Raw genomic sequence first — 18,906 nt, forward strand, 5'->3', positions numbered from 1 at the left:
AGAAGGAGGAGACACACATGATCAGAGAAGCAATCGAAAAAATCGTAAACAAGCAGGACCTTACTTATGATGAGGCCTACACAGTAATGAATGAGATTATGAGCGGTGAGAGTACACCTACTCAGAATGCTGCATTTTTGTCAGCACTTTCAACAAAGAGTGCAAAGGCTGAGACAACAGATGAGATCGCAGGCTGTGCTGCAGCAATGAGAGATCACGCTACCAAGGTTGAGACAAATATGGATGTATTCGAGATAGTTGGAACAGGCGGAGATAACGCAGGCAGCTTTAATATTTCAACAACATCTGGTTTAGTTGCAGCAGCTTGTGGCATGAAGGTAGCAAAGCATGGTAACAGAGCAGCATCTTCAATGTGCGGAACAGCTGACTGCCTTGAAGCTCTTGGTGTTAATATCAATCAGGATCCTGAAAAGTGCGTAGAGCTCCTTAATGAAGTGGGAATGTGCTTCTTTTTTGCGCAGAAGTATCACACATCAATGAAGTATGTGGGACCTATCAGAAAAGAACTTGGATTCAGAACAGTTTTCAATATACTTGGACCTCTTACAAACCCTGCAACTCCTACGATGCAGCTCCTTGGTGTATATGACGAGTACCTGGTTGAGCCTCTTGCGCAGGTTTTAATAAACCTCGGTGTTAAGAGAGGAATGGTTGTATACGGAATGGATAAGCTTGATGAGATCTCCCTCAGCGCACCTACCAAGGTTTGTGAGATAAAGGAAGGATGGTACAAAACATATACAATCGAGCCTGAGGATTTCGGTTTTAACAAGTGTACCAAGGACGACCTTAAGGGCGGAACACCTGAGGAAAATGCAAAGATCACCAGAGAGATTCTTGGCGGCGCAAAGGGACCTAAGAGAGATGCTGTTCTTTTAAATGCAGGCGCATCACTTTATATCGGAGGAAAGGCTGACAGCTTTAAGGAAGGCGTCGAGCTCGCAGCAAAGACCATCGATTCAGGAAAAGCACTTGAAACTCTCGAGAACTTTATAAAGGTAAGTAACAGATGAATATTCTTGATAAGCTAAGTGATTATGCAAAAGAACGAGTTCAGATATCAAAACAGGAGATGTCACTGGAAGAGATAAAGCTGAAAGCTCTGTCTTTTCCAAAAGGCGGATTCGAGTTTGAGAAAGCTCTTAAGAAGAATGATGTTGCATTTATATGTGAATGCAAAAAGGCATCTCCTTCAAAGGGCATAATCGCAGAGGAATTCGATTATCTCAGGATTGCAAAGGAATATGAGCAGGCAGGCGCGGATTGCATTTCTGTTTTGACTGAGCCCAAGTGGTTTCTTGGGAAAAACGAGTACCTTAAAGAGATAACAGAAAATGTATCAATCCCCTGTATCCGCAAGGATTTTACAGTTGATGAATACATGATATATGAAGCTAAGTGCCTTGGAGCCGCCGCTGTTCTTCTCATATGTGCGATTCTTTCTGAGGAGCAGATAAAAGAATACATAGGAATCTGCGATGAGCTTGGAATGAGCGCACTTGTAGAAGCTCATGATGAGAACGAAGTTCAGATGGCAATAAGAGCAGGCGCAAGGATAATCGGTGTAAATAATAGGAACCTTAAGGACTTTAGCGTTGATCAGAATAACAGCAAATCCTTAAGACAACTGATTCCTGAGGATGTGATTTTCGTATCTGAGAGTGGAATCCAGTCTGCTGAAGACATTGAAGCTTTAAGACAAGCAAAAGTAGATGCTGTGTTGATTGGTGAAACACTCATGCGTGCAGAAGATAAAACACAAAAGCTCAGAGAGTTAAAAGGTCATTAATTCTTTAAAACTCCATAAGGTGTGAGATTTTAAGAGCAGAACTAATATATCAGGAGATACGTAAATGACATTAGTTAAGCTGTGCGGCCTGACAAGAGAAAAAGACATAATTGCTGCAAATGAGCTGAAGCCGGATTACATTGGCTTTGTCTTCTTTGAAAAAAGTAAACGCAATATATCAAAAGAAGACGCAGCCATATTAAAAAAGAAGCTGGATAAAAGTATAAAGGCTGTAGGCGTCTTTGTAGATGCGACGATAACATTTATTTCGGATCTGTACAATGAAGGAATAATTGACTATGCGCAGCTTCACGGACATGAGGATGATGACTATATCCGGGCACTGCAAGACAAAGGAATAAGTGTCATAAAAGCCTTCAAAGTAACAGATGAATCAGGAGTCTTTGAAGCTGAAAACAGTAAAGCTGATATGATCATGTTTGATGCCGGTGCCGGCTGCGGCGAGACCTTTGATTGGGGATTTTTACAGAAGGTTAAACGGCCATATTTTCTCGCAGGAGGACTTGATACTGAAAATGTCACAGAGGCTGTTAAGAACCTTAAGCCTTATGCCGTTGATGTCAGTTCCGGTATAGAAACAGATGGCAAAAAGGATCCAGATAAGATGGAGCTATTTGTAAGCAGAGTTCGGACAATAAATATGTAAGGGAGCAGAAAGATGAAAATACTTCCGGAAATAACTGAAATAGAAAAAATAGCAAAGGAAGGAAACTACAATGTCCTTCCCGTAAGCTGTGAGATACTGTCTGATTTCACAACACCCATAGAGGCAGTTCGTATACTTAAGAATGTATCTAAGCATGTTTATATGCTTGAATCCGCTCAGGCTAACGAGACCTGGGGTAGATATACATTTCTTGGATATGAGCCTAAGATGCTTATTACGTGCACAGACGGTCAGATCACGATAACATCTGAGGATGGCCGGGAGAAGAGCATGCAGGGTGATCCTTCCGAATGCCTGCGAGACATTCTCAAAGATTTTAAGAGTCCAAGATTATCATATCTTCCTCCCTTTGCAGGTGGAATGGTTGGATATTTTTCCTTCGATTATCTTGGTTACAGTGAACCCACAGTAAGGACAAATCCTGAAGATACTGAGAACTTTAAGGACATGGATCTGATGCTATTTGATAAGGTTATTGCATTTGATAATATCAGGCAGAAGATTGTTTTGATAGTGAATATCAATATCAAAAATAATAATATAGAAGAAAACTATAAAAAGGCAGCTGAAGAACTTAAGAAAATGGCAGACCTTCTTCATAACGGAGAAAAGAAGATTGAACCCGACGGTAAAATGACAGGTGAGATCACACCACTCTTCGATAAGGAAAGATTCTGCGATATGGTTGAGAAGGGAAAACATCACATATTCGAAGGTGATATTTTCCAGATAGTTCTTTCAAACAGATTCTCAGCAGAGTTTGAGGGTAGTCTTTTCAATACCTACAGGCATTTAAGAACAATCAATCCTTCGCCTTACATGTTCTATTTTTCAGGAACGGATGTGGAAGTCGCAGGAGCATCACCGGAGACGCTGGTTAAGCTTGAGGATGGCATACTTCATACCTTCCCGCTGGCAGGTACAAGACCTCGCGGTAAGACGCAGGAAGAAGATGAGCAGCTGGAGAAGGAGCTCCTTGCAGATGAGAAGGAGCTGGCTGAGCACAACATGCTGGTGGACCTTGGAAGAAATGATCTTGGAAAAATAAGTAAATTCGGAACGGTTCAGGTAGAGACTCTGCATTCGATTGAGAGGTATTCCCATGTAATGCATATCGGTTCAACGGTACGAGGTGAAATCAGAGATGATAAGGATGCTCTTGATGCAATATCTGCAGTACTTCCTGCAGGGACACTATCCGGAGCACCTAAAATAAGGGCCTGTCAGCTCATAGGAGAGCTTGAAAATAACAAGCGCGGCATTTATGGCGGGGCCATTGGATACATTGATTTTACAGGCAATATGGATACCTGTATTGCAATTAGAATCGTATATAAGAAAAATGGCAAGGTTTTTGTAAGGAGCGGTGCCGGAATAGTTGCAGATTCAGTCCCCGAAAAGGAATTTGAGGAGTGCATGAATAAGGCTAAAGCATCTTTTAAGGCGCTTTTGCCAGAAGATGAATAGGAAGGACAATTTCATGGTTTTACTAATAGATAACTACGATAGCTTTTCATATAATCTGTATCAGATGATAGGCGAGATTGAGCCTGATATCAAAGTTATAAGAAATGATGAAATGACTGTACAGGAGATTTTGAATCTTAAGCCTGACAGGATAATACTGTCTCCCGGTCCTGGAAGACCAGAAGATGCCGGTGTCTGCATGGATGTGGTAAAAGAGATAGGCGATAAGATCCCAATCCTTGGTGTATGTCTTGGGCATCAGGCTATTTGCGCATCTTTTGGAGCCACAGTGACCTATGCTAAGAAGCTTATGCATGGAAAACAGTCAGATGTAAAATTCGATAAAAACTGCGCTCTTTTTAATGGCTGCCCTGACGTAGCACCGGTTGCAAGATATCATTCACTGGCAGCAGATCCTGATACAATTCCGGATGAGCTTATGGTTACGGCTGTGACAGTTGACAGTGCGACCAATGCCTTAAAAGCCGGTGAAACAGAGGCAGGAGAAGTAATGGCTGTTAAGCACAAAGACTATCCGATTTACGGAGTTCAGTTCCATCCGGAATCCATCATGACACCGGATGGAAGAAAAATGCTTGAGAATTTTGTGTTAAAATAAATCAATCTAAAGTTTTTAAAAAACAATAAAATTACTCCTTGACACATAAATAATCAAAGCGTAAAATCACAAACTATAAAAGACAAGGGCGTCTTAAAGAGGTAAATACTCTTTAAGGCGCTTTTTTCTTTAGCTTCAGGCATGATCAACCTGAGACTGCTGTAGAATACATAACTCCGGATAGCGTATGCACGCAAGTGTATACATGTATTCTCGAATAAAATGAATTATTGAATTAGCGGTGCAATGGGGCATCTAAAGTTAAAACCAAAGTCCCTTTGCGCCGCTTTTTTATGGAGGAGCGGATTATGAGTGAAGAAATTTTGAGTGGAATCAATGCGAGTGTTTTCGGAGTGTGGTTCTTAATAGGTGCAGCTCTTGTATTCTGGATGCAGGCCGGATTTGCAATGTGTGAAGCTGGTTTTACCAGAGCAAAAAATACAGGAAATATCATAATGAAGAATCTTATGGATTTCTGTATTGGTACTGTAGTTTTCATCCTTATCGGTTTTGGCCTTCTTCTTGGCGAAGACATGATGGGTATCATCGGAAGACCGGGATTTGATATTTTCACAAGCTATGCAAATTTTGACTGGTCCAATTTCGTATTCAACCTTGTGTTCTGTGCAACAACAGCAACGATCGTTTCAGGATCCATGGCTGAGAGAACAAAGTTCATTTCTTACTGTGTATATTCAGCAGTTATCTCAGCAATCATCTATCCCATTGAAGCACACTGGACATGGGGCGGCGGATTCCTGGCACAGATGGGATTCCACGATTTTGCAGGATCCACATGTATCCACATGGTTGGCGGTATCTCAGCTCTCATCGGCGCAGCTTTTCTTGGAGCCCGCATCGGTAAGTTTGAGGTTAACGCAAAGGGAGAAGTTACTAAGGTAAATGCTTTCCCCGGCCACAATCTTACAGCAGCAGCTCTTGGTGTTTTCATTCTCTGGCTTGGCTGGTACGGATTCAACGGAGCAGCCTGCACATCAGTAGAACAGCTTGGTTCAGTTTTCGTAACAACAACAATCGCACCTGCACTTGCAACAGTTACCTGCATGATCTTTACATGGTTAAAGTATGGTAAGCCTGATGTTTCAATGTGTCTCAATGCTTCACTTGCAGGTCTTGTAGCTATCACAGCTCCCTGTGATGTAACAGATGCTTTTGGCGCAATTGTGATCGGTATTGTAGCAGGACTTCTTGTTTGCTTCGGTGTATGGTTCCTTGATTATAAGCTTCATGTTGATGATCCGGTTGGCGCGGTTGCAGTACATTGCCTGAATGGTATCTGGGGAACACTGGCAGTTGGTCTTTTTGCAACAAATGCAGCTCCCGGTTATTCAATCGCAGATGCAGCTGGAAACGAGATGGTAGGTCTTTTCTACGGCGGCGGATTTAAGCTTCTTGGAATTCAGTTTATTGGATTCCTTGCAGTAGCAGCATGGACAGCAGTAACAATCACAATTACCTTCGCAGCAATCAAGGCTACACTTGGTCTTCGTGTTTCTGAGGAAGAGGAAATCACAGGACTTGATGCAACAGAGCACGGTCTTGCATCAGCATATTCAGGATTCGCTATCATGGATGTTTCTAACACACTTAACATGAGCATAAATGAAAACACAGATCTTGGTGTAAGTGATTATGATTCAGCTACAGAGTTCCAGAAGAACGCTTCTGTACCTGTTGTAACACAGGCTGTTAAGACTGATAGCGGTATTCATAAGGTAGTAATCGTTACAAAGCTTTCAAGATATGACAAGCTTCGTAAGGCTATGAACGAGCTTGGTGTAACAGGTATGACAGTTACTCAGGTTATGGGATGTGGTGTACAGAAGGGCTCAGGTCAGAAGTACCGCGGTGTTGAAATGGATGTGACACTCCTTCCTAAGATCAAGCTTGAAGTAGTTGTAAGTAAGATCCCTGTAGAGGATGTTATCGAGGCAGCTAAGAGAACACTTTACACCGGCAAGATCGGTGATGGTAAGATCTTCGTTTACAGCATCGACAACGTAGTAAAGATCCGTACAGGCGAAGAAGGTATAGCTGCTTTGGCAGATGCAGAGTGATATAGCATGAAGAACGCATAAGTGGTGTTATGCGCTCCTCATTCAAATATACAAATAATTAGTATCAGGAGGAAACAGTATGTGCGCAATACTTGCATACGAAGGAGAAGAAGTATCAGAGGATTATTTTAAGGGATTGCTGGAGAGAACAGCATCCAGAGGTCCGGACAAGTCCAGGACTCTTAAGGTGAAAAACGGATGGCTTGGTTTTAACAGACTTGCAATCATGGGACTTAATTGCAAGGGCATGCAGCCCTTTGAGTTGAATGGTAATGCAGTTATCTGTAATGGAGAGTTGTACGGTTTCACACACCTTAGAGACTATCTTAAATCCCTTGGATACAGCTTCAACAGTGATAGCGACTGCGAGATATTGCTTCCTCTTTATGAAAAGCTTGGAACTGCAATGTTCTCTATGCTGGATGCGGAATTTGCATGTGTTATCTACGACGGCGAGAAAAACAAATTCATAGCTGCAAGAGATCCGATAGGAATCAGACCTCTTTACTATGGATATGATAACGATAAGCACATCGTTTTTGCATCAGAGCCTAAGAACCTCACCGGGGTATGTGACAGGATCGAGCCTTTCCCTCCCGGACACTATTATGAGGATGGAAAATTTATCTGCTACAGAGATCTGACAAAGGTCAAAGAGGTAAGAACAGATAATCTTGAAACAGTTATAGAGAACATTCACGATAAGCTTCTTTTAGGAATTAAAAAACGACTTCAGGCTGATGCACCTGTAGGTTTCCTTCTTTCAGGAGGGCTTGATTCATCACTTGTATGCGGCGTGGCAGCAAGACTTTCAGATAAGCCTATCGAGACCTTTGCAATAGGTATGGATATAGATGCCATTGACCTTAAGTATGCAAGAGAAGTTGCTGATTATATTCACAGCAATCATCACGAGGTCATCATTACCAAGCAGGATGTTATAGATGCCATCGAACCTGTAATACACGCACTTGGAACCTATGACATCACAACAGTAAGAGCATCAATCGGAATGTATCTTCTTTGCAAATGGATACATGAAAATACCGATATTAAGGTTGTTCTTACAGGTGAGATTTCTGATGAGCTTTTTGGATACAAGTACACGGACTTTGCTCCCAGTGCGGAGGCATTCCAGGAAGAAGCAGAGAAAAGAATCAGAGAGCTTCATATGTATGACGTTCTCAGAGCCGACAGATGTATAAGCGTGAATTCGCTTGAAGCAAGAGTTCCTTTCGGAGATCTTGATTTTGTAGATTACGTAATGAGTATTGATCCTGCTAAAAAGCTTAACACCTACGGAAAGGGCAAGTTCCTTCTAAGAAAAGCTTTTGAAAAGGACGAGTTCATTCCTCGCTCAATATTGATGAGAGAAAAAGCAGCATTTTCAGATGCTGTGGGACATTCTCTTAGAGATGATATTATCGAGTATGCAGAAGCAACATACACTGATGCAGCATTCGAAGCAGGAAAAGCAAAGTACTCACACGCTACACCTTTTACTAAGGAATCACTTTTATTCAGAGATATTTTTGAAAAGTATTATGAGAATCAATCTCATATGGTTGTAGACTTCTGGATGCCAAATAAATCCTGGAAGGGCTGCGATGTAAATGACCCCTCGGCCCGTGTTCTCTCAAATTACGGTGCCAGTGGTGAATAAAATGTTAATTATTTAAGTGAGGTTCCATGAAAGATATGTTCCAATTTCAATCGATTATGCGTAAGCAACGAGAGTGAAATTGGAACATATCTGGGAAGGAGCCGTACAAAAGGAGGAAGATATGATTGATGCCAGCAAACTTACAGAAGAATATGGATGTCTTGTTTTTAATGACAAGGTAATGAAACAGCGTCTGCCTAAGGATATTTACAAGGCAGTACACAAAACAATAGAGATGGGTAGTCACCTGGAACTTGAGGTTGCAAACACAGTTGCCGCTGTTATGAAAGAGTGGGCAGTAGAGAACGGTGCAACACATTTTACTCACTGGTTCCAGCCTATGACAGGCCTTACAGCAGAGAAGCACGACAGCTTCATTTCACCTGCTGATAACGGAACTGTAATCATGGAGTTTTCAGGAAAAGAGCTTGTAAAGGGCGAGCCTGATGCTTCAAGTTTCCCTTCAGGCGGTCTTCGTGCCACATTTGAGGCACGTGGATATACAGCATGGGATCCTTCATCTCCTGCCTTTATTAAAGATGGTTCACTTTATATCCCGACTGCTTTCTGCTCCTATGGAGGAGAGGCTCTTGATAAGAAGACACCTCTTCTTAGATCCATGGAAGCTCTTTCAAGAGAAGCAGTTAAGATGCTCCACCTCCTGGGACATGAGGATGTAAAGCGCGTAAACACCACAATCGGCTCTGAGCAGGAGTATTTCCTTATAGATAAAGACTTCTATAAAAAGAGAAAGGACCTTCTTTTTACCGGACGTACACTTATCGGTGCTCCGGCATCAAAAGGGCAGGAGATGGAGGACCATTACTTTGGCGTAATCAAGCCCAAGGTTTCAGCTTACATGCATGATCTTGATGAAGAGCTTTGGAAGCTTGGTATTCCTGCTAAGACAAAGCATAACGAGGTTGCTCCTTCACAGCATGAGCTTGCACCTGTTTTTGAGACAGCCAACATCGCTGTTGATCACAACCAGCTCACAATGGAAGTTATGAAGAAGGTTGCAGATAAGCACAACTACGCATGTCTGTTACATGAAAAGCCCTTCGAGGGAATCAATGGTTCAGGTAAGCACAACAACTGGTCAGTTTGCACTGATACAGGCCTTAACCTGTTAGATCCCGGAAAACATCCCGGAGAGAACATTCCTTTTCTTGTTTTCCTGATGGCAGTTATCGCAGCAGTTGATGATTATGCAGGTGTTCTCAGATTATCAGTTGCTTCTGCAGGTAACGATCACAGACTTGGCGGAAACGAAGCACCGCCGGCAATCATCTCCATTTTCGTAGGTGATGAGCTTGCTGAAGTACTTAAGGCAGTTGAAGCAGGAACCGCATACGAGGGCTCAGGAAAAGTTCAGATGGCTATGGGTGCTCAGGTTCTTCCTCACTTTACAAAGGACAACACAGACAGAAACAGAACATCACCCTTCGCATTTACAGGTAACAAGTTTGAGTTCAGAATGCCCGGTTCTGCAGTTTCTGTAGCAAATGCAAACATCGTTCTCAACACTGCAGTTGCAGAAGAGGTTGCCAGATTATACGAGAAGCTTGAAGGTTATAGCGGAGACGAGCTTAAAGAAAAGATCGCTGAAGTTCTTAAGGAAGAGCTTGCAGCACACAAGAGAGTTCTTTTCAACGGTAACGGCTACACAGATGAGTGGGTTGCAGAAGCAGAAAAGAGAGGACTTCTTAACCTTAAGTCTCTTCCGGATGCAATGCCTCACTGGATTTCTGATAAGTCCATCGAGCTTTTCACAAAGCACGGTATCTTCACCAAGGAAGAGATTTTCTCAAGATATGAGATCCTGCTTGAGAACTACTCAAAGTCAATCCATATCGAGTCTCTTACAATGCAGGAGATGATCAGAAAGGATCTTACAGAAGGTCTTGTAGCATACCAGAAGGATCTTACAAAGGAAATTCTTCAGAAGAAGAGTGTACTTGAAAGCGCAGATTGTGCTCTTGAAACAGGAGTGCTTAAGACTCTGGATGAGCAGGGTGCTAACATGTGCAAGGCACTTGCAAAGCTCGCAGAGGACACAAAGACAGCTGAAGGAATGACAGAGGTTCTGGAAACTGCAGCATATTATCAGAAGACAATCCTTGCTGATATGGATGAGCTTCGTAAATATGCAGATACTGCTGAAGCACTTATTCCTGATAAGTATCTCAGCTATCCTACATACGGACAGATGCTGTTTTCACTTCGATAACCTTTCATATTTTTTCTAATAATGTACATCTCACCCGGCCCAGGTTCTCCTGACCGGGTGAGGTGGCATACAGAGTTTAAAATTTGAGGAGCTTTTATTTATTATGAATACTTGGATGAACGAACGTGATGCCTGCGGTATCGGTGCAGTCATCAATATAGATGGAAGTGCAGACAATAAAGTTTTAGATGATGCTCTTTCCATAGTAGAGAAACTTGAACACAGAGCAGGTAAGGATGCAACAGGAAAAGTCGGAGACGGTGTAGGCATCCTTATTCAGATTTCCCATAAATTCTTTTCAAAAGAAGCTGCTAAGATCGGCATTAAGCTGAAGAAAGCCGGGGACTACGGAATCGGTATGTTCTTCTTTCCCCAGGATTCCATGAAAAGAATGTTCGCGAAGCGCATGCTTGAGGTCATTGCTGAAAAGGAAGGCCTTAAGGTCCTTGGATGGAGGGATGTGGAAATACATCCTGAAATTCTTGGTGAGGTTGCAAGAAACTGCATGCCTTATATTTGCCAGTGCTTTGTTGAGAGACCTTCAGATGTTCAGAGGGGTATTGATTTTGACAGACGTCTCTACTGCCTTAGAAGAGAGTATGAAAAATCTTCAGAGGATACCTATATCTGTTCGTTTTCATCCAGAACCATTGTCTACAAGGGTATGTTCCTTGTAGGTCAGCTTAGAAATTTCTACGGAGATTTATTATCTCCTGATTATCATACTGCGGTTGCCATGGTACACAGCAGATTTTCAACCAACACAACACCTTCATGGCAGAGAGCTCATCCCTACAGAATGATCGCACACAACGGTGAGATCAATACCATCCGCGGTAACAGTGACAGAATGCTGGCTCGTGAAGAGACCATGGATTCTGATGTTTTCGGGGATGATCTTGGTAAGGTTTATCCTGTAATCGCATCTTCAGGTTCTGACTCTGCGATGCTTGATAACACCCTTGAATTTTTATATATGAATGGCATGGATCTGCCTCTTGCCATGATGCTTACTATTCCTGAGCCTTGGAAGCACAACGATTTCATGGATAAGGACAGGAAGGATTTCTATCACTACTATGCAACCATGATGGAGCCCTGGGATGGCCCTGCGGCTGTTCTTTTCACAGATGGAGAAGTATTCGGAGCAACTCTCGACAGAAACGGTCTTCGTCCTTCCAGATACTATGTGACAAAGGATGGCAGACTTATTCTGGCTTCCGAGGTTGGTGTGCTTGATATTCCCGAGGAGAACATTCTGAAAAAGTCCAGACTTTCACCGGGACATATGCTCCTTGTTGATACCAGAGAAGGCCGCATAATCTCAGATGAGGAGTGTAAGGAGAAGTATTCCAAGGCAAGACCCTACGGTGAGTGGCTTGACAGATATCTCCTTCATCTGGATTCACTTAATATTCCGAATAAAAAAATCCCGACCCACACACAGGTTATGAGGGATAAGCTCTACAAGGTGTTCGGATATTCCTATGAAGATGTGAAAAATCAGATCATGCCTATGGCAATGAATGGCATAGAGCCTACAGTTTCCATGGGTACGGATATTCCCCTTGCCATGCTTTCAAAGCATCATCAGCCGCTGTTTTGCTATTTTAAGCAGCTTTTTGCGCAGGTTACAAATCCGCCCATCGACTCCCTTAGAGAGAAGGTTGTAACGGATACGACGGTTTACATCGGATCTGATGGTAACCTTCTTAAGGAAAAAAGCGATAACTGCAGAGTTCTTGAAGTGAACAACCCGATCCTTACAGGCGTTGATCTTATGAAAATAGAATCACTGGATCAGCCGGGATTTAAGGTAAGGAAAATCTCACTTCTTTATTACAAGAATACTCCTGTTGAAAGAGCACTGGAGCAGCTTGATGTTTCCGTGGACAGAGCGGTGGCAGACGGCGTTAACATCATCATTCTCTCTGATAGAGGAGTTGATGAAAACCACATGCCTATACCGTCACTTCTTGCTGTGTCATCAGTGGAGCAGCATCTCGTAAGAACAAAGCAGCGCACGGTAGTTTCTCTTATTCTTGAGAGCGGTGAGCCAAGAGATGTTCATCAGATCGCAACACTGCTTGGTTTTGGTGCAAGAGCAATCCACCCTTATCTTGCTCAGGAGTGCATAGCAGAGCTTATCGATATAGGCATACTTGATAAAGACTATCACACTGCAATAGCAGATTATAATAAGGCTCTTCTTAGCGGCGTTGTAAAGATTGCAGCCAAGATGGGTATATCCACACTTCAGTCATATCAGTCAGCAAGGATTTTTGAGGCGATTGGTCTTTCAAAGGAGCTTGTTGATAAATACTTTACAGGAACCACAAGCCGCGTAGGCGGAATCGGTATAAATGAGATTGGTGAGGATGTGGAATTTCGTCATAACAGAGCATTTGATCCCCTTGGACTTTCCACGGATTCAAGCCTTGATTCCATCGGTTTCCATGCTCTTAGAAGCGGCGAAGACAAAGAAGATCACATGTACAGTCCAAAGACAATCGTTACTCTCCAGAGATCTGTAAGAGAGGGTGACTACGATATGTTCAGACAGTACACTCATATGGTTGATGACGAATCAAGACCTCATACACTTAGGGCACTCCTTTCATTTGTACCTGCAAAAGAGCCTGTACCCCTTGATGAGGTTGAGAGCGAAGAAGAGATTGTAAAGCGTTTCCAGACTGGAGCCATGTCCTATGGCTCACTTTCAAAAGAAGCTCATGAGACTCTTGCAATCGCCATGAACAGACTTGGCGGAAAATCAAACACCGGTGAAGGCGGTGAAGATGCAGCTCGTTTTGGAACAGAGAAAAACAGTGCTGTTAAGCAGGTGGCATCAGGAAGATTTGGTGTAACAAGCCAGTATCTTCAGAGTGCAAAAGAGATCCAGATTAAGATGGCACAGGGTGCAAAGCCAGGCGAAGGCGGACATCTTCCCGGTAAAAAAGTATACCCCTGGGTTGCAGCAACTCGTTTTTCAACTCCCGGCGTAGCACTTATTTCACCTCCGCCGCATCATGATATTTACTCGATCGAGGATCTTGCGCAGCTGATTTACGATCTTAAAAATGCCAATGATAAGGCACGTATTTCAGTTAAGCTCGTATCTGAGGCAGGTGTTGGAACCATCGCTTCAGGTGTTGCAAAAGCAGGCGCACAGGTAATTCTTGTGTCAGGTTATGACGGAGGAACAGGCGCAGCGCCTTCATCCTCAGTTCACCATGCGGGACTTCCCTGGGAGCTTGGTATCAGTGAAGCACATCAGTCACTTCTAGATAACGGTCTTAGAAGCAGAGTTGTCCTTGAGACAGACGGTAAGCTGATGACAGGTAGGGATGTTGCTATCGCAGCGCTTCTTGGTGCAGAGGAATTTGGTTTTGCTACAGCGCCCCTTGTATGTATGGGCTGCATGATGATGAGAGTTTGCTCCAAGGATACATGCCCTGTTGGTATCGCTACTCAGAACGAAGAGCTTAGAAAGAGATTTGCAGGAAAGCCTGAATACGTAATGAACTTCATGCTCTTTGTTGCAAGACAGCTTCGAGAGATCATGAGCGAGCTTGGCTTTAGAAAACTCACAGATATGGTTGGTAGAACAGACTGCCTTAAGATGAGAGTGGTTTCTGATGCAAGATGTAAGGATGCCGCTGACCTTAGCAGAATCCTTAATAAGGCATATACAAGTCCTGAGAAAAACCATTTTGATCCTGTAGATGTTTATGATTTTGCTCTTGAAAAAACACTGGATTCAAAGGTACTTATACCTGCCTACGAGAAGGATAAGAATGCTCATATCAAGGTGGATGTATCCAGTACGGACAGAAGCTTTGGAACTCTTCTTGGCAGCAGAGTAACTGCGAATTATCAGAATACACTTCCCGATGATTCCGTGATGATAGAGGCCCACGGAGGCGGCGGTCAGTCCTTTGGCGCATTCCTTCCGAAGGGTGTGACTATAAAGCTTTACGGTGATGCCAATGACGGTTTTGGAAAAGGATTGTCAGGCGGTAAGGTCATTGTAAGACCTGCAACAAAGGCTACCTATAAAGCACATGAAAACATCATTATCGGTAACGTTGCACTTTACGGTGCAACAGCAGGTAAAGCCTATGTTTGCGGCATAGCAGGAGAGAGATTCTGTGTAAGAAATTCCGGTGCAATAGCTGTTTCTGAAGGCTGTGGCGATCATGGCCTTGAGTACATGACAGGCGGAAGAGCTGTAATCCTTGGAATGACAGGTAAGAACTTTGCAGCCGGCATGAGCGGTGGTATAGCTTATGTTCTCGATAAGGAGCATACTCTTTACCTTCGCATGAACAAGGATATGGCTTCACTTTGTGAGCTTACTGAAAAATATGATATCGCTGAGCTTTACGGAATCCTTGAGGACTACGTAAAGGAAACCGGATCAGAGTACGGCCGCGAGATTTTGGACAATTTTGATGATTATATTCCTGATTTTAAAAAGATAGTTCCTAACGACTACCAGAAGATGCTTACAGCCATCGGAAGGCATGAGGAGCAGGGAATGGATCACGAGCACGCAGTACTTGAGGCATTTAAAGAGCTATCATAAAAACAGGAGCAAAAAGATGGGAAAAGATACAGGATTTCTTGAATATAAAAGAACAAATAATAAGGATGTTTCACCGGCTGAGAGGCTTAAGAACTTTGAAGAATTTCATAAGCCTCTTATCCCGGATGAGCGAAGAAAACAGGCTGCAAGATGTATGAACTGCGGCGTTCCCTTTTGTCAGTCTGCCATGAATCTTGGCGGCATGGTTACAGGATGCCCTCTTCATAATCTGATACCTGAGTGGAACGATGAGATTTACAGAGGTCATGACAATCATGCTTTTGCAAGACTTCGTAAGACCAGTAATTTTCCGGAATTCACCGGACGCGTGTGTCCTGCACTTTGCGAAAAGGCATGTATGTGCGGACAGAACGGAGATGCGGTTACTGTTCATGATAATGAGCTTTTCCTTATAGAGACGGCTTTTAATCATGGATACATAACTCCCAGAATCCCGGAGATCAGAAGTGGGAAAAAGGTGGCAGTAGTAGGAAGCGGACCTTCCGGTCTAGCAGTTGCAGATGAACTTAACCACAGAGGTCATACGGTAGAAGTTTTTGAAAGAGAGGATGAGATCGGCGGACTTCTTATGTATGGAATCCCCAACATGAAGCTTGATAAAAGCGTTATTAAGAGAAGACGAGCTTTGATGGAGGAAGAGGGTGTTGTTTTCCATACAGGCGTTGATGTAAATAAGAAGGAGGCAGCAGGGCTCCTTAAGGAATTCGATGCAGTTGTTTTGTGCTGCGGTGCTAAAAAGGCAAGACCTCTTCCGGCAGCAGATCCTGCAAGTGTTAAGGGTGTTTACTTTGCGGTCGATTTTTTAACACAGACTACAAAGGCACTTATGGATTCCGAGGACAGGTCGGTAGAAGCCTTGAAAAAACATGGCGGTTACATTGATGCGGCAGGTAAAAATGTTGTGATCGTAGGCGGCGGTGATACAGGTAACGACTGCATCGGAACAGTTTTAAGACACGGTGCAAAAAGCGTAACTGCCCTTGAGATGATGCCAAAGCCACCTGTAGAAAGAGCTCAGAATAATCCATGGCCTGAGTGGCCAAAGACCCTTAAAACTGATTATGGTCACGAGGAGGCAATCCATGTTTTTGGAGATGATCCAAGAGTATATGAGACCACGGTTAAGAGCATAACCACAGATAAAAAGGGTGCTATCAAAGAGATAGAAACCGTAAAGGTGACATTCAAGGATGGCAAGCTTACAGAGGTAAAGGGTTCAGAGAAAAAACTTAAGTGTGATATTCTCCTTATCGCAGCGGGCTTTATCGGATGCGAGGATTACTCAGCTGATGCTTTTGATGTAAAGAGAAGTCAGAGGGGAATTGTTATCACAAATGAGAATGGTTATCATATTGAAGGTACAAAAATCTTCTCCGCAGGTGATATGCACAGGGGACAATCCCTCGTAGTATGGGCTATTGCAGAAGGCAGAGCCTGCGCTGTAGAGGTTGATGAATTCCTTATGGGATATTCAAATCTATAATTTGACATTATGTTTTCATGAAGGTAAGATGTATCTTGATGAAGACAAAGGCGTCTTAGAGTGATAACTCTAGGGCGCTTTTTGCGTTTTTGCAAAAGCTTGCAGAGGATTTTACTAAGAGAGGAGTATGAAAATTTATCATGGCTACAATAAACAAGAATTATTTGAAGTTACCCGGAAGCTACCTTTTTTCCAGAATTGCAAAAAAGGTAGCAGCATACAGCGAAGCTAACCCTGATGCAAAGATCATCAGGCTTGGTATAGGAGATGTTACAAGACCTATTGCACCAAAGGTTATAGAGACTCTCCACAACGCTGTTGATGAGATGGCTGATCCTTCTACCTTTAAGGGATATGCTCCTGATCTTGGATATGAGTTCCTTAGAAAGGTTATTTCCGAAAAGGATTTTAAGGTCAGGGGATGTGATATTTCTCCGGATGAGATTTTTGTTTCCGATGGAGCTAAGTGCGACTGCGGTAATATTCAGGAGATTTTCGGACTTGATAATGTGATCGCAGTGTGTGATCCTGTATATCCTGTTTACGTTGATTCCAATGTAATGGCAGGAAGAACAGGCGAGTTTGATGCAGCTGCAGACAGATATAAGGGCGTAATTTACATGCCCTGTAAGGCTGAGAATGGCTTTGCACCGGAGCTCCCCGAAGAGGTGCCGGATCTTATTTACCTGTGCTTCCCCAACAACCCTACCGGAGCTGTTATTTCAAAGGAAAAGCTGCAGGAGTTTGTAGATTATGCCAATAAGAATGATTCTGTAATTCTCTACGATGCGGCTTATGAAGCATATATTTCCGAAGAGGGCGTTCCCCACAGTATATATGAGTGCGATGGAGCAAAGGACTGCGCCATCGAGTTTAGATCATTCTCCAAGACTGCCGGATTTACAGGGCTTAGACTTGGTTACACGGTTATTCCCAAGCAGCTTAAAACAGGCGGCGAGGAGCTTTGGCCTTTGTGGGCAAGAAGACATGGAACAAAGTATAACGGCGCTCCATACATTATTCAGAGAGCAGGAGAAGCTGTTTATTCTGAGGAAGGAATGAAGCAGGTAAAAGAGCAGATTGCTTATTATATGTGGAATGCTAAGTATATCCATGACGGTTTAAAGGAGGCAGGCTTTGAAGTGTCAGGCGGCGTAAATGCACCTTATATCTGGCTTAGAACACCGGATAACATGACCAGCTGGGAGTTCTTTGATATGCTTTTGGAAAAAGCAAATGTGGTTGGAACACCGGGATCAGGCTTTGGCCCCGGAGGTGAGCATTACTTCAGACTGACAGGCTTTGGAAGTAAGGGAAATACCATCGAAGCGATTGAGAGAATAAAAAAGATGTAATGAGATTTTGAAATCTCAATACACCTTGATTTTTACGGAGAGCCGCCCTTTACGGGTGGCTTTTTGTACGCCGTCATATACGAATTTGCCATAGCCTCTTACGGAGACTCTTGAGCCTTCCTTAAGGTCATAGCCGCCGCTGTGGGCTGTTTTGCCATCCACGAAAACAGATTCCGATTCCACCAGATCCTGGGCTTTGCTTCTGCTTAGCTTGTATACAAGAGCCAGAATCGCATCAAGTCTTTCAGAGGAAACTGTGCCCTCAAGAATCCTGAACTCCGGAATGATATCACATTCGGAAACCGGTACTTTTTTACACTTGACGGTAGTGTGTTTTATCCTGCAAAGCTCATCGCAGATAAGCGATGCCACATCCTTCATGACAAATACGTAGCCTCTTGTCTGGTCTGTTCTGATATCGCCGATTCTGTTTCGCTCGATTCCAAGGTTCATAAGAGATCCAAGGAAATCTCTGTGTGTCAGCTCATCGGCAAATTTCCTGTTAGCGGGTTCTATCAGAATGCAGCTTACAACGTCACTTTCAGAGCGCTCCTGTAACAGGAAGGCTTCGGAATCAAGGTATGAAGGGAGAAAGCAGATGACTGCTCTTTCCGGATCTTCAATGCCTCCGTAAATACAGTAATCCACACCTTCAATCTGGTTTTCTCCGGTGATGAGTCCGTTTGATACGCATAGTGAAGTTACATCATACAGCTCAGACTGTGAGAGAAAATCAGTGTGCGTTACGTAGTTGTTTTCATAGGCACGTCTTGCCAGGTCTTTAATTCGTCCTAATAATAATCTTTCGTTGTCCATTTTTTTAATCTATATTTTATGCAGATAAATGTCAATAATTTGCATGTGGCATCTTGTCGTGGAAACTCGGATAATTTAGAATTATAAA

12 protein-coding genes are annotated in these 18,906 nt (G+C 43.2%); 11 read left to right on the plus strand and 1 reads right to left on the minus strand.

From position 1 onward, the window contains the following. Positions 1-17 precede the first annotated feature (17 nt). The 11 genes from trpD (at position 18) to G603_RS0116725 (ending at position 18,002) form a co-directional block, all read left to right on the plus strand. A complete protein-coding gene (gene trpD, locus G603_RS0116675) occupies positions 18-1,034 on the plus strand; it encodes an anthranilate phosphoribosyltransferase (protein ID WP_026670938.1) in 1,017 nt (338 codons plus the stop codon). Continuing rightward, the gene (trpC, locus tag G603_RS0116680; protein WP_026670939.1) at positions 1,031-1,810 is read left to right on the plus strand and encodes an indole-3-glycerol phosphate synthase TrpC; all 780 of its coding nucleotides are present in this window, start codon (positions 1,031-1,033) and stop codon (positions 1,808-1,810) included. Before trpD ends, trpC begins: the two co-directional genes overlap by 4 nt. A gap of 64 nt (positions 1,811-1,874) precedes the next feature. Beyond that, positions 1,875-2,477 (plus strand): phosphoribosylanthranilate isomerase, encoded by a 603-nt coding sequence (locus tag G603_RS0116685; protein ID WP_026670940.1) that lies wholly within the window; start codon positions 1,875-1,877, stop codon positions 2,475-2,477. Between the two features lie 12 nt (positions 2,478-2,489). Further along, on the plus strand, positions 2,490-3,965 hold the full coding sequence (trpE, locus tag G603_RS0116690; RefSeq protein WP_026670941.1) for an anthranilate synthase component I: 1,476 nt from the start codon (positions 2,490-2,492) through the stop codon (positions 3,963-3,965). 13 nt (positions 3,966-3,978) lie between these two features. After that, a complete protein-coding gene (locus tag G603_RS0116695; RefSeq protein WP_026670942.1) occupies positions 3,979-4,584 on the plus strand; it encodes an anthranilate synthase component II in 606 nt (201 codons plus the stop codon). 308 nt (positions 4,585-4,892) lie between these two features. Continuing rightward, the gene (locus G603_RS0116700) at positions 4,893-6,662 is read left to right on the plus strand and encodes an ammonium transporter (protein ID WP_026670943.1); all 1,770 of its coding nucleotides are present in this window, start codon (positions 4,893-4,895) and stop codon (positions 6,660-6,662) included. 79 nt (positions 6,663-6,741) lie between these two features. Continuing rightward, positions 6,742-8,325 (plus strand): asparagine synthase B, encoded by a 1,584-nt coding sequence (gene asnB, locus G603_RS0116705; protein WP_026670944.1) that lies wholly within the window; start codon positions 6,742-6,744, stop codon positions 8,323-8,325. 121 nt (positions 8,326-8,446) lie between these two features. Next, a complete protein-coding gene (locus G603_RS0116710) occupies positions 8,447-10,555 on the plus strand; it encodes a glutamine synthetase III family protein (RefSeq protein WP_035793711.1) in 2,109 nt (702 codons plus the stop codon). A gap of 103 nt (positions 10,556-10,658) precedes the next feature. Then, a complete protein-coding gene (gltB, locus tag G603_RS0116715) occupies positions 10,659-15,143 on the plus strand; it encodes a glutamate synthase large subunit (protein ID WP_026670945.1) in 4,485 nt (1,494 codons plus the stop codon). A gap of 16 nt (positions 15,144-15,159) precedes the next feature. Continuing rightward, positions 15,160-16,647 carry a glutamate synthase subunit beta gene (locus G603_RS0116720; protein ID WP_026525910.1) on the plus strand — a complete coding sequence of 496 codons (1,488 nt, stop codon included), beginning with the start codon at positions 15,160-15,162 and terminating at the stop codon, positions 16,645-16,647. Positions 16,648-16,787: 140 nt separating this feature from the next. Further along, positions 16,788-18,002 (plus strand): LL-diaminopimelate aminotransferase, encoded by a 1,215-nt coding sequence (locus tag G603_RS0116725; protein ID WP_026670946.1) that lies wholly within the window; start codon positions 16,788-16,790, stop codon positions 18,000-18,002. A 15-nt stretch (positions 18,003-18,017) separates the two neighbouring features. Here the strand turns inward: G603_RS0116725 and G603_RS0116730 are convergent, their stop codons facing one another. Further along, the gene (locus G603_RS0116730; protein WP_026670947.1) at positions 18,018-18,818 is read right to left on the minus strand and encodes a YlmH family RNA-binding protein; all 801 of its coding nucleotides are present in this window, start codon (positions 18,816-18,818) and stop codon (positions 18,018-18,020) included. Between the last annotated feature and the right edge of the window lie 88 nt (positions 18,819-18,906).

It is taken from the genome of Butyrivibrio sp. AE3006 (genome assembly GCF_000424165.1).
GTDB lineage: Bacteria > Bacillota > Clostridia > Lachnospirales > Lachnospiraceae > Butyrivibrio.